The sequence below is a fragment of the uncultured Pseudacidovorax sp. genome (assembly GCF_913773995.1).
GTDB lineage: Bacteria > Pseudomonadota > Gammaproteobacteria > Burkholderiales > Burkholderiaceae_C > Xenophilus.
The window spans coordinates 130428-145071 of record NZ_CAJYES010000226.1 but is presented as its reverse complement, the minus strand read 5'-3'; the positions used below and the strand labels follow the sequence as shown (position 1 = coordinate 145071).

Genomic DNA, 14644 nt, shown 5'->3' with positions numbered 1-14644 from the left:
GAAGTCCTGCCCTGGTGTTGTGATGGAAGGGCCGGCGCGCGCTGGTCCGCACCCGGGCTTCGACAGGCTCAGCCTGAACAGTCTCGGGTCACCGGGCGTACATCGCCCGTGGTGATGTCCTGGCCGCGGCTCAGAGCCGCTCGACGATGGTGACGTTGGCCATGCCGCCGCCCTCGCACATGGTCTGCAGGCCGTAGCGGCCACCCCGGTCGTGCAGGGCATGGACGAGCGTGGTCATCAGCTTGGTGCCCGAGGCGCCCAGCGGATGGCCCAGTGCGATGGCGCCGCCATTGACGTTCAGGCGCGCCGGATCGGCGCCCGTCACCTGCAGCCAGGCCAGGGGCACGGGGGCGAAGGCCTCGTTGACCTCGAACAGGTCGATGTCGTCGATCTTCATGCCGGCCTTCTGCAGCGCGCGCTGCGTGGCGGGGATGGGGGCCTCCAGCATGATCACCGGGTCGTGGCCGATCATGGTCATGTGGTGGATGCGCGCGAGCGGCTTGACGCCCAGCGCCTTGAGGCCGCGCTCGTTGACCACCATCACGCCGGTGGCGCCGTCGCAGATCTGGCTGGCGGTGGCCGCGGTGCAGCGGCCGCCCTCCTGGATCAGCTTGACGCCGGCGATGCCCTCCAGCGTGGCGTTGAAGCGGATGCCCTCGTCCACCATGTGCGGCTGGCCCTCGCCCTCGGCGCCGCCTTCGGCGCTGCGGGCCTCGACCGCCAGGATCTCCCTGGCGAAGCGGCCCTCGTTCGTCGCAGCCACGGCGCGCTGGTGGCTCTGCAGCGCGTAGACGTCGAGCTGCTCCTTCGAGAGGCCGTACTTCTTGGCCATCATCTCGGCGCCCATGAACTGGCTGAACTCCACGCCGGGGTAGCGCTTCTGCATGGCCGGGCTCATGTAGCCGCCCAGGCCCGCCTTCAGCGGCAGGGCGTTGGGCGTGAACATGGGCACGCGCGACATGCTCTCCACACCGGCGGCGATCACCACGTCCATGCTGCCGCTCATCACGGCCTGGGCCGCGAAATGCAGCGCCTGCTGCGAGGAGCCGCATTGCCGGTCGACCGAGGTGCCCGGCACCGACTCGGGCAGCGACGAGGCCAGCACCGCATTGCGCGCCACGTTGGTGGCCTGCTGGCCCACCTGGCTGACGCAGCCCATGATCACGTCCTCGACCAGGGCCGGATCGGCATCGGCGCGGCGCACCAGTTCGTCGATCACCTGTGCTGCGAGGTCCACCGGGTGCCAGCCCGAGAGTCGGCCGCCGCGCTTGCCGCCGGCGGTGCGGGTGGCGGCGACGATGAATGCTTCTGCCATGGTGTCTACAGTCTCCAATGCGGTTCGTCGGAAGTCCGCGTGGATTCTGGGCGGCGAAGGCGGCGGCGTCGCTCGTCCGAAGCGACGAATTTCGGTGGCCGCGGACCGCGGGGGCTCCTCAGGCCGCCCGCGCCAGCACCCGGGCAGCGTGCCGCAGCGCCGACACCACCTGGGGCCCGGCGGGCGCGAGGTCCAGCCGCAACGCATCGCGCGCCAGCAGGCGGCCTCGGCGGTGGGCCTGTGCCGGACTGCGCACGGGCCGGGCCAGCCGACGCTGCCAGGTCTGTGCGCGGCGGCGGTCGGCGTCGGGCCATGCATCCTGCGCCAGCATCTGCCCCAGCGCGAGCACCGCCTGCCCGGTGGCCAGCACGGCCAGGCCTTCGCGTGCGGCACGCCCCGGAGCCAGGCCGACCGCATCGGCGCAGCGGACCAGACGCAGCACGCGGTGCTGCAAGCGGGCCCGCCACACCGCAGCCCGTTGCCAGGCCTGCGGCTGTGCGGCCATGGCCGCGACCTCCGCCCGCATCAGCGCCGACAGCTGCGCATAGCGACGCCGGCCGCCTGGCGGAAAGACGAGGCGGAAGGCCGCCAGCGCCACCAGCGGCCCGGCCACCACGGCGGCCGCCTCGGCCAGTCCCGTCGGCTAGGCGAACGCCCGGGCATGCATGGGCTGCAGGAGCAGCAGGCCGACGAGGTTGAAGTCGAAGCCGAAGCGCGCCGTGCGTGGATGTGCCAGCACGAAGGCGCCGGCCAGCACCAGCGGCAGGCACATCAGCAGTCGCCCTGCCGCGCCGTCCACCCACGGCCAGAGCAGGGCCTGCACCGCCAGCGCCGCGGCGGCGCCGAGCAACTGGCCGCAGAAGACCGAGCGCATGAGCCGCGCCGGATCGTCGGCGGTGGAAAAGAGTGTGGTCATCACCGCCACGCCCAGCATGAGCAGCGGGGCCGCGGCCCAGCCGGTCGCCAGCCACAGCGCCCCGATGAGGCCGAGCGTGAGCACGGAGCGCAGGAAAGTCTCGCGGGCGGCGATCCAGTCGCGGTGCAGCACGACGGTCGGTTCGAAGGTGGCCTGCGACTGTGCGCCGGACGCAGGGCCGCTGGCGGCGCCGCGTTGCGTCGGCAAAGCTGCGGCGCTCTCGATGCTCACGGCCGCCGCGCCGAGACGACGCAGCACCGCAGCCAGTTCGGCGTCCTGCGCTTCGGCGACCGCGGCGGCCTGAAGGAGCGAAGGACCCACCGGCCAGCCGGCGACGGCGGCATCGAGCGTGGCCTGCAGAGCATCGCCCAGCGCGGCGCCATCGGCGCGTGCGAGCGGCTCGGCCCCGGGCCACCACAGCAGCAGGCCGACCTGGGCGGTCAGCGCCTGGCGCAGCGCGCGCACCTCGCGGCGGGAGTCGAGACGGCCGGCGACCTGCAGTTCCAGCCCTTCCTCCAGCCGCGCCAGTTCGGCCAACTGGGTGTCGCGCGCCGTGTGCACCGGCAGCGCCCCGGTGCGCGCCCAGGCGGCCAGTTCGCGCAGCCGCTCCAGGCAAAGCGTGCGCGTGCGAAGGTGCAGCGCATCGGCCGGCGGCCGGGCCGCGAAGCGCAGGCTCACGGCCAGCGCGACCCCCACGCCCAGGCCAATGGTCAGCAGCCGGTCCAGCCCGAAAGCAGCAATGTGCGTCGGATGGCTGGCGTCGAGCAACGCCACCATTGCCGCCGAATAGCCGGCCAGCAGCGTGCCGTAGCTGGCAAAGCCGCGCAGCAGCTGGCCCGCGCCGGCGCATAGCCCCGCCCACAGCGCCAGCCCGGGCACCAGCACCGCCGGCGAGCCCTGGCCCAGGGCCACCAGCGCGACGCCATAGGCGGCACCGGCGGCCGTGCCCAGAAGGCGGAACAGGCTTTTCTCGATCAGGTGGCCGCGCAGCGGCTGTGCGGCGATCCACACGGTCATGGCCGCCCATTGGGGATGTTCCAGGCCCAGCAGGCCCGCCAGCAGCAGCGCCATGCCCGAACCCGCCGCGGTGCGCAGGGTGAAGGCGAGGCGGGCGGGCTCGAAGCCGAGGTGGCGCGCGAGGCGGTCGAAGGAAGGGGTGCCACCGGCCACAACGGCCGGGTGGGCCGTCACTGCACTGCCTCCGGGCCCGCCTGCGGCAGAAGCGCCTTTCGGAGCCGCCGGGCGAGCGCTCATGCCTCGGACTCCATCGCCGCGATGCCTTCGCCGATGCGGTCGAAGCCATCGAGCAGCGCCTGCAGCTGCGCGTCGTCCAGCCCGGCGAGCATGCGACCCTCCACCCGGTCCAGCACCGTCTGGATGCGGCGCACCACCGCGCGCCCGTCGCGGGTGAGGAAGAGCCGCCAGGTGCGGCGGTCCTGCGGATCGTCGCGGCGCTCGATCCAGCCGGCGCGGGCATGCTGGTCCAGCAGCCGGACCAGGCTGGAGCCGTCGATGCCGATGCGCTCGGCCAGCTCCCGCTGCGTGAGCCCGCCGCCCGCCTCGGCCAGGTACATCAGCGGCGGCCAGCCCGCATCGGTCAGGCCCAGGGCGGCAAGTTGTGCGTCCAGCGCCCGCCGCCAGCGACGGGCCAGCACGACGAAACGCATGCCGAAGCGCTGGCGGGGCAGGGTGGGGCTGTCGTCATCCATTGGGGGAATGATAGGCGAATCATTGGAATCCCAACGATTTGGAAGGTATCGATTTGCGCCGTGACTGCAGCCTGGATGCGAGCGAGCCGAAACCCCGCCGGGGAACGGGCCGCAAAGTCTCTCGTTTGACAGCCCAGGGTCCTGCTGACAGACTAGTTGTCTGACCAGTTCAACAGGGAGCTTCTCGATGCACACATGGCCCGTTCAGGACGCCAAGGCGCGGTTCAGCGAATTCCTCGATGCCTGCCTCGAGCAAGGCCCGCAAATGGTGACCCGCCGTGGCGCCGAGGCGGCCGTGCTGGTGCCGGTGCAGGAATGGCGCCGGCTGCAGTCGGCGGCGCGTCCGTCGCTCAAGCAACTGCTGCTGTCGGACGACGGCCGCACCGATCTGCTGGTGCCCGCTCGCGGCCAGGCGCGCAGGCGCAAGGTGGAGCCGCAGCGGTGACGCAGGGCTACCTGCTCGACACCAACGTCGTCTCCGAGTTGCGCCGCCTGCGCCCGCACGGCGCGGTGGTGGCCTGGTTGAAGTCGCTGGACGATGCGCAGCTGCATCTTTCGGCGGTCACGCTCGGCGAGATCCAGGCCGGCATCGAGCTGACGAAGGAGCAGGACGCGGCCAAGGCCCAGGAGATCGAGGCATGGCTCGCGCAGATCGCCAGCGCCTACAACGTCCTGCCCATGGACGCCGCGGCCTTCCGGGTCTGGGCGCGGCTGATGCACCGGAAGTCCGACACGCTTTACGAAGATGCCATGATCGCCGCCACCGCCCAGGTGCACGGCCTGACGGTGGCCACGCGCAACGTGGCGGACTTCCAGGCGCTGGGGGTTGACGTCTTCAACCCCTTTGCCCCCTGACCGCAGGGTTCACGCCATTTTTATGAATCGACCGCCTGGTGCCAGGCAGCTCGGCACGACAAAGTGCAGCTCACTTCAACTGGAAGTCCCATGCCAAAGTGCACGCTGCTCCACTAGGTTGTCATCGCCGTCGTCATCGTGATGATCTTCATGACGGACCACATCACGCGGAACAAGTGACGCGCAGCGACTTGCGCATGAGCTGAAGGTAATAGCCCGGCGCGTAGTCGTCGATGCGGGCGTAGTCCTCGTAGCCATGCTTCAGGTAGAAGCCGCGCGCCTGCCACTCGAAGGTGCTCAGCTTCGCGTTTTTCGCGCCAAACGCCATGCCCTGGCGCTCGGCGTCGGCCAGCAGCCGGCTGCCCAGGCCGTTGCCGCGCATGTCTTCTTCGACAAACAGCACGTCGATGTCGAGCCAACACAAAAACACATAGGCGCGCAGCCCGCCGACCAGCCGGCCGGATTCATCCCGCGCATTGATGCGCACGTACTGCTGCTCGGGGTACTCGCCGACGAAACCGTAGTTGAAATGGCGCAGCTTGCGGCCGAGTTCACCGGACCGGAGTTCTTCGTCGGTGGGTGTCGAAAACCTGATGTTCATGGCCGCCGGTTCCTGATGGCTGTTGCGGATGCGGAGGCGGCATTCTGCCCATCCCCGGCTGCCGCATATCGATGCGCGCTTTCCTTCGAATCCCGCATGCGCGCGTGCCGTTCACCGCGGCGCCATCCGGATCGCCCCATCCAGCCGCACGCACTCCCCGTTGAAGTAGCCGTTGGTGATCATCGTCTCCGCCAAGTGCGCGTACTCGGTCGGGTTGCCCAGGCGCTTGGGGAAGGGCACCGAGGCCGCCAGCGCAGCCTTGACGTTGTCGGGCGCGCCCTGCAGCAGCGGCGTGTCGAAGATGCCGGGCAGGATGGTGTTGACGCGGATGCCCTCGCCCATCAGGTCGCGGGCGATGGGCAGGGTCATGCCGGCCACGCCGGCCTTGCTGGCCGAATAGCTCGCCTGCCCCATCTGGCCGTCCACCGCGGCCACCGAGGCGGTGTTGACGATGGCGCCGCGCTCGCCATCGGCCAGGGGCTCCAGCGTCAGCATGCCGGCCGCCGACTTGGCGATGCAGCGGAAGGTGCCCACCAGGTTGATCTGGATGATGCGGTCGAAGTTGGCCAGCGGAAAGTGCTTGATCTCGCCGGTGGCCTTGTCCCGGCTGGCGGTCTTGACGGCATTGCCGGTGCCGGCACAGTTGACCAGCACGCGCTCCTGCCCATGCGCGGCGCGGGCCTTGGCGAAGCCGGCGTCGACCGAGGCCTCGTTGGTCACGTCGACGGCGCAGAACAGGCCGCCGATCTCGCGTGCCAGCGCCTCGCCGGCCGCTTCGTTGAGGTCGAACAGCGCGACCTTGACGCCGTGCGAGGCCAGCCGCCGCGCGGTGGCGGCGCCCAGGCCGGAGGCACCGCCGGTGACGACGGCGGCGATGGTGGCATCGAGTTGCATGAAGGGACTCTCCTGTGTCGTGGTGAAGGACGCCTGCCAGGGCGGCGGGCGACGGCGTGTGAGGGTTCAGAGCGGGTGGAAGCGCCGCTGCTGCGCCGCCATCTGCCGCAGCAGCTCGGGCGGCGCATAGGCGGGGCCGTGCGCGGCATGGGCCTCCAGCCTTCGCAGCAACTCGGCCGCACCGAGCCAGTCGGCGTACTGCAGCGGCCCGCCCAGCCAGGCCGGAAAGCCCACGCCCAGCAGCAGGGCCATGTCCAGCTCGGCGGCGCTGGCGACGCTGCCGTCCTCCAGCGCGGCGATGGCCTCGGCCAGCAGGGGCAGCATCAGGCGTTCCACGATGGCCTCGTCGGCCATGGGCGTGAAGCCGCCGGGCGACAGGTCCGCCAGCAGGGCCTGGGCAGCGGGGTCGGCGCTGCGGCGCTGCTTGCCGGCCGCGTCGCGTTCGTAGCGGTAGAAGCCGGCGCCGCTCTTCTGGCCCAGGCGGCCGGCGCGCACCATGCGGTGCACCGGGTTGGCGTCGATGGCGCGCATGCGCTTCGAATGGCCGGCGGTGATCACGTCGCCCACATGGGCGCCGGTGTCCATGCCCACCACGTCGTTGAGCCAGGCCGGGCCCATGGGCCAGCCGAAGGCCTCCATGGCGCGGTCGATGGCGGTGAAATCCACGCCCTCGGCCACCAGTTCGTTGAAGGCGTTGAAGTAGGCGGTGAGCACGCGGTTGACCAGGAAGCCCGGTCCGTCGGCCACCACGATGGGCGTCTTCTTCATGGCGAGCGTATGGGCCACCGCGGCGGCCACGGCGGCGTCGCTGGTCTGCGGGCCGCGCACGACCTCGACCAGCGGCATGGCCGGCACGGGGTTGAAGAAGTGCATGCCGACCAGGTTCTGCGGACGGGCCAGCGGCGCGGCGATGTCGGCCAGGCGCAGGCTGGAGGTGTTGGTGGCGATCAGCGCATCGGGCCGCAGCTGCGGCTCCAGCGCGGCCAGCACCTGCTGCTTGACCGCCAGCCGCTCGACGATGGCCTCGACCACCAGGTCCGCCGCATCCAGGCCCGCGTCGTCCAGCTGCGGCGTGATGGCGGCCAGCACCGCGTCGGCCTTGGCCTGCGGCAGCCGGCCCGCCTGCACGCGGCGGCCCAGCTGTTTGGCGGCCTCGGTCATGCCCAGGTCCAGCTGGTCTGCGCGGATGTCCTTCATGCGCACGGGAATGCCGGCCAGCGCGCTGCTGAACGCGATGCCGCCGCCCATGATGCCCGCGCCGAGCACGGCGGCCCGGGCCGGCGCCCTGGCGCTGCCGGCCTGCTTCTTCGCCGCCTTGCGCACGGCCTGCTCGTTGAGGAAGGTGCGCACCAGCGAGGCCGCCGCCTGCGTGCGTGCGACCCGGCCGAAGGCCTCGGCCTCCAGCCGCAGGGCCTCATCGCGCGGCTGCGACGCGCCTTCGGCCATCATGGCCAGGGCCATGGGCGCGGCAGGCTGATGGCGACCCAGGCGCGGGGCCAGCTCTTCCAGCACCTGCTGCGCCGTGGCCGCGAAGGTGGCGGCATCACCGGGCAGGGCACTGCGCTTGCGCGCGACCTGGGCGCGCCAGTCCACCTCGCCGGCGACGCAGCGGCGCAGCAGGGCCAGCGCCTCGTCGCGCAATGCTTCGGGTTCGGCCACGGCCTCGACCACGCCAGCGGCATGGGCCGTGCGCGCATCGGCCGGCGTGCCGGTGGCGACCCAGCGCATGGCCGTCTCCAGCCCCGCCACGCGGGCCAGCCGCACGGTGCCGCCGAAGCCGGGGAACAGGCCCAGCTTGACCTCGGGCACGCCCACCTGGGCGGCGGTGGACATCACCCGCAGCGTGGCAGCCAGCGCCAGCTCCAGCCCACCGCCCAGCGCATAGCCATTGATGGCGGCCACGGTGGGCACCGGCAGATCCTCCAGCGCGACGAAAACCTCGTTGCTTCGGCGCACGCCGGCCGTGATGGCGTCGGCGCTCTGCTGGAAGGTGGCGCCGAACTCGGTGATGTCGGCGCCGACGATGAACACGTCCTTGGGGCTGGTGATCAGCACGCCCTGCAGGCCGGTGTCGGCCGCGAGCAGGGCCACGGCCTCGCGCAGCTCGGCGACGGTGCGGGCGTCGAACTTGTTGATGGCCTCGCCGCGGCGGTCGAAGACGAGCTCCACCAGCCCATCGGCCAGGGGTTGCAGGCGGATGCTGTTTCCTTCGAACACGGTGTTGTCTCCTGGGTGTCTCGGCCTTCGATGCCGGCGGCAGTCTAGGAATCGTCCCTTCTTGCGGCCATCGTCCAAACCGACGAAAGTGGCCGGCCGCCCCCGCGCGGCCCTTGTCACTCCGCGCCACGCGCGCCGCCTCGTCCCATGTCCGCCCCGCCGCCTTCCGTGCCCGTCCAGCCCGCCAAGCTCAGCCCACCCGCACCGCCTGCGGCGCAGGTGCTGCGGCAGGCCATCGCGCGGCAGGTGCACGAGGCGGCCCGCGCGCGGCTGCTGCTGGTGCGCGCGCCGGCCGGCTTCGGCAAGACCACCGCCATGCGCCAGATGCGCGATCGCTTCGAGGCCGAAGGCATCGCCACGGCCTGGCTCACGCTGGACAGTGCCGACAACGACGTGCCGCGCTTTCTGCAAGGCCTGGGCGCGGCGGTGCAGGCCCTGGGCATCGAGCCCGCACCGGGCAGCGGCCTGGGCGACCCGATCGCCGCGCTGGGCCATGACGCGTTGCCCTTCGCACTCTTCCTCGACGACTTCGAGGTGCTGCAGTCGCCCGCCGTCATCGGCCTGGTGCGGCAGCTGCTCGACGGCCTGCCGCGCCAGGCCCAGCTGGTGATCGGCTCGCGCAGCCTGCCCGACCTAGGCCTGGGCCGGCTGCGGGCCCGCGGCCAGCTGCTGGAGATCGATGCCGCCCTGCTGCGCTTCTCGGCCGCCGAGGCCGAGGAGTTCTTCCGCCTGCGCGGCGAGGCGCTTCCGCGCGACACGCTGGAGCGACTGCTCGCCAAGACCGAGGGCTGGGCCGGCGCGCTGTGGCTGGCCTCGCTGGCGCTGCAGCGCCATGGCGAGGCCGGCAGCGATTTCGTCGAGCGCTTCTCGGGCTCCGACCGCGCCGTGGCCGACTACCTGGCCGAGGATGTGCTGGCCCAGCAGAGCGAGGCCGTGCGCGACTTCCTGCTGCGCACCAGCGTGTTGCGCGTGCTCGATGCCCAGGTGTGTGCCGCCGTGGCCCCGCGCGCCGATTGCACGGCGATGCTCGCGCAGCTGGAGGCCGGCCACCTCTTCCTGGCACCGCTGGCCAGCGATGCGCGCAGCTACCGCTACCACAGCCTGTTCGCCGACTTCCTGCGGGCGCAGCTGGCACGCGAGCGGCCCGGCGACGCGGCGCGGCTGCACCTGGCGGCCTCGGGCTGGTACGAGGCCCATGGCCGGCCGGTTCCCGCCATCGACCATGCCATCGAAGGCGGCGACCATCCCCATGCGTTGGCCCTGCTGGCACGCCATGCCGAGCGCTTCCTGGAAGAAGGCCGCATGCGCCTGCTGGACCGCTGGTTCGCCGCGCTGCCGCCCGAGCAATTGGCCGGCCAACCGCTGCTGCAGATGGTGGCCACCTGGGCCGAATGCTTCACCCGCGGGCCCTGGCAGGCGCTGCAGCGGCTGCGCGCCAGCGGCTGCGAGACCAGCGAGGACGCCGCCGTGCGCGCCCACGTCAACGGCCTGCAGCCGCTGCTGCTGGCCATGATGGACCATCCCGAGGACGCCTACCCCGTCGGCCATGCCAACCTGCGGCGGCTGCCCACCTGCCGCGCCTTCGCCGACAGCGCGCTGGCCAATGCCATGGCCTACATCGTCTCGGTGATGGGCGAGCAGCACGAGGCCCACCGCCTGCTCGACGCCGCCCGTCGCAGCCAGGCCGGCAGCATCTTCAACCGCATGTACACCGAGGCCATGGAAGGTGTGCTCGATCTGGCCGAAGGCCGGCTGCGCCAGGCCGCCGCGCGCTTTCGCGTGGCCCTGTCCGCCACGCCGCGCAGCGCCTCGTACAACCCCACGCAAGGCAATGCCTGGGCCGGCGTGCTGCATGCCGGCGTGCTGTACGAAAGCGACGACCTGGCCGGTGCCGAGCACCTGCTGAGCGTGTACCTGCCGCTGGCCCGCGACGTGGGGCTGCCCGACCATGTGATCGCGGCCTACCGCATGCGGGCGCGCATCGCCTTCCTGCAGGGCGATGTGGACGGCGCCTTCCAGCTGCTGACCGAGCTCGAATACCTGGGCCACGACCGCCAGCTGCCGCGCGTGGTGGCCAGCGCCAAGCTGGAGCATGCGCGCCTCCTGATGCTGCAGGGCAACCGCGACGCGGCCGCCGACATGCTGGAGCGCGCCGACGATGCCGCCGTCTGGGACCGCGTGCGCCGCCTCAACCTGCCGGCCCACCAGGTGGACGACATCGCCATCGGCCGCTGGCGCTGGCTGCTGCGCTTCGGCGATGCGGAGGGCGTGCGGCACGCGCTGATACCGGCCATTGCGGAGGCCGACACGCAGGCGCGGCGGCACCGGGCGCTCAAGCTGCGCGTGCTTCTGGCGCTGGCTCATGCGCGTGAAGGGACAGTGGCCGAGGCACAGACCACGCTCGCCGCCGTGCTCGCCGAGACCGCCCGCGAAGGCTTCGTGCGGCTGCTGCTGGACGAGGGCCCTGCCCTGGCGCCGCTGCTGCGCGCCGTGTTGGCAGACCGCGCTCGGCTGGACGAGGCCGGGCCCATCTACGCCGACCATGTGGCGCGTCTGGCGGCCGCCTTCGGCGAGGCGCATGAGGACGAGCCCGCCGTCGGCGACGCATCGCCCACGCCCCTGGCCGAGCCGCTGACGCGCAAGGAGATCCGTGTGCTGGAACTGCTGGCCGCCGGCTATTCCAACGCGGCCATGGCCGAGAAGCTGTTCGTCTCGGACAGCACCGTGCGCACGCACCTGCGCAACATCAACCTCAAGCTCGGCGCCCGCAGCCGCACCCAGGCGGTGGCGCTTGCGCGGCAGGCGGGGGTGGTGCGGTAGGGCGGGCGCCTTGTCGGCCGCAGAGCTTTTCAACCGGGAGCCTCGCCCATGACCGATCTCTCCGCATCTGCCCTGCAGACCAGCGTGCATTACGCCGCCGATGGCCCCGTCTGCACCATCACCCTCGACCGCCCGCACAAGCGCAACGCGGTCGACGGCGCCACCGCCGAAGCGCTGCGAAAGGCCTTCGAGCGCTTCGAGGCCGACGACGCGCTGCGCGTGGCGGTGCTCACCGGCGCCGGCGGCCACTTCTGCGCCGGCGCCGACCTGGCGGCCGCCACCGACCCGGCGGCGCGCAATGCGCTGGATGCCCGCGGCGAGGGCCCCGGCCCCATGGGTCCCACGCGCATGGCGCTGGCCAAGCCGCTGATCGCCGCCATCGAGGGCTATGCCGTGGCCGGCGGGCTGGAACTGGCCCTGCTGGCCGACCTGCGCGTGGCCGCCGACGACGCGGTGATGGGCGTCTTCTGCCGCCGCTGGGGCGTGCCGCTGATCGACGGCGGCACCGTGCGGCTGCCGCGCCTGGTGGGCATGGGCCGGGCGATGGACCTGATCCTGAGTGGCCGGCCGGTACCCGCGGACGAGGCGCTGGCGATGGGCCTGGTCAACCGTACCGTGCCGCGTGGCAACGCCCTGGCCACCGCCCAGGCCTGGGCGCGCGAGCTGGCAGCCTTTCCGCAGCAGTGCATGCTGGCCGACCGCCGCTCGGCCTACGCACAGTGGGACCTGCCGCTGGATGAGGCATTGCGCCAGGAGGGCGCGAATGGCGTGCCGGCCTTCTTCGCCGAAGGCGAGGCGGGGGCGGCCCGCTTTGCGGCGGGCGCCGGCCGGCATGGGCGTTTCGGCGAGATACATACCGACGCGCGCCAGACGACATGAGCCCGCCGCTGTTCTCGCTAGAGCCGGCTACGGTCGACGACGCCGACTTCTGCTACCACGTGCTCGTGCAGGCCATGAAGATCTACGCGGTGCAGACCTGGGGCCACTGGAACGAAGCGGCCGCACGCTCGGCCCAGACGGAGCTTTGCGGACAGGGCCGCATCCAGCGCATCCTCATGGATGGGCATCCGGCCGGTACCTTGCGTGTGGACGAACATCCCATGCACCACCAACTGGAGCAGCTGTTCCTGCTGCCCGCCTTCCAGCGGCTGAATCTGGGGGCGGCCGTGCTGCAGCATGTGCAGCAGAAGGCGCGCCAAGCCACGCTGCCGGTTCATTTGCGCGTGCTGCGGGTCAATCCGGCGCAGCGTTTCTATGCACGGCATGGATTCACGGTCTTTCAGGAGGAGCCCGAGCGACTGCACATGCGGTGGAACGCGCCTCCAGACGACTGATAGCGCCAGCGCAAGCGGGCGCCTCGCGATCGCGCCTGGCCGGAGCGGCGGAGGGCCCTCCTATGATCCCGGGTTCCCTCCCAGTTGCCGCTCCTGCGGCAATCCACTCCCATGCTCAACGGCCTCTGGCTGTCCTTCTTCCTCGTCGCCGCCGTCGCTGGCTTTTCGCGCTGGCTGGTGGGTGGCGACGCGACGGTCTTCGCCGCCATGGTCGAGGCACTGTTCGCCATGGCCAGGCTGTCGGTGGAGATCATGCTGCTGCTGTTCGGCACGCTCACGCTGTGGCTGGGCTTCCTGCGCATCGCCGAGGCGGCTGGGCTGGTGGCGCTGCTGGCGCGGGCGCTGGGGCCGCTCTTTCGGCGGCTGATGCCCGAGGTGCCGGCCGGCCATCCAGCGCTGGGCCTGATCACCATGAACTTCGCGGCCAATGCGCTGGGCCTGGACAACGCAGCCACGCCCATCGGCCTGAAGGCCATGCGGGAGCTGCAGACGCTCAACCCACGGCCCGACACGGCCAGCAATGCGCAGATCCTGTTCCTGGTGCTCAACGCCTCGTCGCTGACGCTGCTGCCCGTGACCATCTTCATGTACCGCGCGCAGCAGGGCGCGGCCGACCCGACGCTGGTCTTCCTGCCGATCCTGCTGGCCACCAGCGCGTCGACGCTGGCGGCGCTGCTGTCGGTGGCGGTGGTGCAGCGCCTCAAGCTGTGGGACCCGGTGGTGCTGGCCTACCTGCTGCCCGGCGCGGCGCTGCTGGCCGGCTTCATGGCGCTGCTGGCCACGCTGTCGGCCCAGGCGCTGGCGCAGCTGTCCTCGCTGATGGGCAATCTGGTGCTGTTCGGCATCGTCATCGCCTTCCTCGTCGTCGGCGCGCTGCGGCGGGTGGCGGTGTACGACCGCTTCGTCGAAGGCGCCAAGGAAGGCTTCGACGTGGCCAAGGGCCTGCTGCCCTACCTGGTGGCGATGCTGTGTGCCATCGGCGTGCTGCGGGCCTCGGGCGCGCTGGACCTGCTGCTGAGTGGCATCCGCTGGGTCGTGGCGCAGACGGGCGCGGACACGCGCTTCGTCGACGCGCTGCCCACCGCGATGGTCAAGCCCTTCTCGGGCAGCGCGGCGCGGGCGTTGTTGATCGAGACCATGAAGACCCACGGCGTGGACAGCTTCCCGGCGCTGGTGGCAGCCACCATCCAGGGCAGCACCGAGACGACGTTCTACGTGCTGGCGGTGTACTTCGGCGCCGTGGGCATCCAGCGCGCCCGGCATGCGGTGGGCTGTGCGCTGCTGGCCGAACTGGCAGGGGTGCTGGCGGCCATCGGCGTGTGTTACTGGTTCTTCGGCTGATACCGTCTGCCGGCCCTTCGACCGTTTGCCACCGGCTCCCGCCCGACCCTGCCGCCGCCCCCGTCAAACAGCCTGCGGGACAATGCCGGCCGATCGCCTCCTGCCGCCAGGCCCCCTGCCGTGACCGCTCCCCTCCAGGCCCAAGCGCCCGACTTTTCCGCCGCCGAGTTCCGCGCCGCCCTTGGCATGTTCGCCACCGGCGTGACCATCATCACGGCGCGGGCAGCCGACGGGCGGCTGGTGGGCTTCACGGCCAGCTCCTTCAACTCGGTGTCGCTGGCGCCGCCCCTGGTGCTGTGGAGCCTGTCGCGCAGCGCGGGCTCGATGCCGGACCTGCGTGCCGGCTCCCACTACGCCATCAACATCCTGGCTGCCAACCAGCAGGCGCTGGCCGAGCGTTTTGCCACCCGTGGCGTGGACCGCTGGGAAGGTGTGGACTGGACACCCGGCATTGCGGGTGCGCCGGTGCTCAGCGGCAGCGTGGCCAGCTTCGAATGCTTCAACCGCAGCCGCTACGAGGAGGGCGACCACGTCATCTTCGTCGGCGAGGTGGAGCGCTGCGCCCACCAGGCGGGCGTGCCGCCGCTGCTCTACCACGGCGGGCGCTTCTACACCGAGCACCCGCTCTGAGGCACCGCGCGG

At 71.7% G+C, this 14644-nt stretch carries 12 protein-coding genes and 1 pseudogene; 7 read left to right on the top strand and 6 right to left on the bottom strand.

The window, feature by feature from the left end; genetic code table 11:
- Positions 1 to 130: 130 nt before the first annotated feature.
- The 3 genes and pseudogenes from QZ772_RS21415 to QZ772_RS21405 form a co-directional block, all read right to left on the bottom strand.
- Positions 131 to 1315, bottom strand: coding sequence for an acetyl-CoA C-acetyltransferase (locus tag QZ772_RS21415; RefSeq protein ID WP_295530732.1), 1185 nt, complete (start codon positions 1313 to 1315; stop codon positions 131 to 133).
- 118 nt (positions 1316 to 1433) lie between these two features.
- Positions 1434 to 3401 (bottom strand): annotated as a pseudogene (locus QZ772_RS21410) (FUSC family protein).
- Between the two features lie 80 nt (positions 3402 to 3481).
- Entirely contained in the window at positions 3482 to 3940 is a 459-nt protein-coding gene (locus tag QZ772_RS21405) for a MarR family transcriptional regulator (RefSeq protein ID WP_295530730.1), read from the bottom strand.
- Positions 3941 to 4127: 187 nt separating this feature from the next.
- Between QZ772_RS21405 and QZ772_RS21400 the strand changes: the two genes are divergently transcribed.
- On the top strand, positions 4128 to 4385 hold the full coding sequence (locus tag QZ772_RS21400; RefSeq protein ID WP_295530726.1) for a type II toxin-antitoxin system Phd/YefM family antitoxin: 258 nt from the start codon (positions 4128 to 4130) through the stop codon (positions 4383 to 4385).
- The gene (locus tag QZ772_RS21395) at positions 4382 to 4795 is read left to right on the top strand and encodes a type II toxin-antitoxin system VapC family toxin (protein WP_295530724.1); all 414 of its coding nucleotides are present in this window, start codon (positions 4382 to 4384) and stop codon (positions 4793 to 4795) included. Before QZ772_RS21400 ends, QZ772_RS21395 begins: the two co-directional genes overlap by 4 nt.
- A 163-nt stretch (positions 4796 to 4958) precedes the next feature.
- Here the strand turns inward: QZ772_RS21395 and QZ772_RS21390 are convergent, their stop codons facing one another.
- From QZ772_RS21390 to fadB, 3 genes are all read right to left on the bottom strand, one after another.
- Positions 4959 to 5396, bottom strand: a complete 438-nt coding sequence (locus QZ772_RS21390; protein ID WP_295530720.1) for a GNAT family N-acetyltransferase — start codon at positions 5394 to 5396, stop codon at positions 4959 to 4961.
- Between the two features lie 111 nt (positions 5397 to 5507).
- On the bottom strand, positions 5508 to 6290 hold the full coding sequence (locus tag QZ772_RS21385) for an SDR family NAD(P)-dependent oxidoreductase (protein ID WP_295530717.1): 783 nt from the start codon (positions 6288 to 6290) through the stop codon (positions 5508 to 5510).
- Between the two features lie 66 nt (positions 6291 to 6356).
- Positions 6357 to 8507: a fatty acid oxidation complex subunit alpha FadB gene (fadB, locus tag QZ772_RS21380; RefSeq protein WP_295530713.1), complete on the bottom strand. Its 2151-nt coding sequence runs from the start codon at positions 8505 to 8507 to the stop codon at positions 6357 to 6359.
- Positions 8508 to 8654: 147 nt separating this feature from the next.
- Here fadB and QZ772_RS21375 point away from each other — a divergent pair, with 147 nt between their 5' ends.
- The 5 genes from QZ772_RS21375 to QZ772_RS21355 all read left to right on the top strand — a co-directional run bounded on the left by QZ772_RS21375 (position 8655) and on the right by QZ772_RS21355 (position 14632).
- Entirely contained in the window at positions 8655 to 11327 is a 2673-nt protein-coding gene (locus QZ772_RS21375) for a LuxR C-terminal-related transcriptional regulator (RefSeq protein ID WP_295530710.1), read from the top strand.
- 48 nt (positions 11328 to 11375) lie between these two features.
- Positions 11376 to 12206 carry a crotonase/enoyl-CoA hydratase family protein gene (locus tag QZ772_RS21370; RefSeq protein WP_295530707.1) on the top strand — a complete coding sequence of 277 codons (831 nt, stop codon included), beginning with the start codon at positions 11376 to 11378 and terminating at the stop codon, positions 12204 to 12206.
- Complete coding sequence (locus QZ772_RS21365; RefSeq protein ID WP_295530704.1) at positions 12203 to 12661, top strand: GNAT family N-acetyltransferase; 459 nt, start codon at positions 12203 to 12205, stop codon at positions 12659 to 12661. Before QZ772_RS21370 ends, QZ772_RS21365 begins: the two co-directional genes overlap by 4 nt.
- A gap of 111 nt (positions 12662 to 12772) precedes the next feature.
- Positions 12773 to 14002, top strand: coding sequence for a nucleoside recognition domain-containing protein (locus QZ772_RS21360; RefSeq protein WP_295530701.1), 1230 nt, complete (start codon positions 12773 to 12775; stop codon positions 14000 to 14002).
- A 120-nt stretch (positions 14003 to 14122) separates the two neighbouring features.
- The gene (locus tag QZ772_RS21355; RefSeq protein ID WP_295530698.1) at positions 14123 to 14632 is read left to right on the top strand and encodes a flavin reductase family protein; all 510 of its coding nucleotides are present in this window, start codon (positions 14123 to 14125) and stop codon (positions 14630 to 14632) included.
- Positions 14633 to 14644 lie beyond the last annotated feature (12 nt).

Coding starts and splice junctions, on each gene's coding strand:
- QZ772_RS21415 (WP_295530732.1), bottom strand. CDS start 1,315: ATGGCAGAAGCATTCATCGTCGCCGCCACCCGCACCGCCGGCGGCAAG.
- QZ772_RS21405 (WP_295530730.1), bottom strand. CDS start 3,940: ATGGATGACGACAGCCCCACCCTGCCCCGCCAGCGCTTCGGCATGCGT.
- QZ772_RS21400 (WP_295530726.1), top strand. CDS start 4,128: ATGCACACATGGCCCGTTCAGGACGCCAAGGCGCGGTTCAGCGAATTC.
- QZ772_RS21390 (WP_295530720.1), bottom strand. CDS start 5,396: ATGAACATCAGGTTTTCGACACCCACCGACGAAGAACTCCGGTCCGGT.
- QZ772_RS21385 (WP_295530717.1), bottom strand. CDS start 6,290: ATGCAACTCGATGCCACCATCGCCGCCGTCGTCACCGGCGGTGCCTCC.
- QZ772_RS21375 (WP_295530710.1), top strand. CDS start 8,655: ATGTCCGCCCCGCCGCCTTCCGTGCCCGTCCAGCCCGCCAAGCTCAGC.
- QZ772_RS21370 (WP_295530707.1), top strand. CDS start 11,376: ATGACCGATCTCTCCGCATCTGCCCTGCAGACCAGCGTGCATTACGCC.
- QZ772_RS21365 (WP_295530704.1), top strand. CDS start 12,203: ATGAGCCCGCCGCTGTTCTCGCTAGAGCCGGCTACGGTCGACGACGCC.
- QZ772_RS21360 (WP_295530701.1), top strand. CDS start 12,773: ATGCTCAACGGCCTCTGGCTGTCCTTCTTCCTCGTCGCCGCCGTCGCT.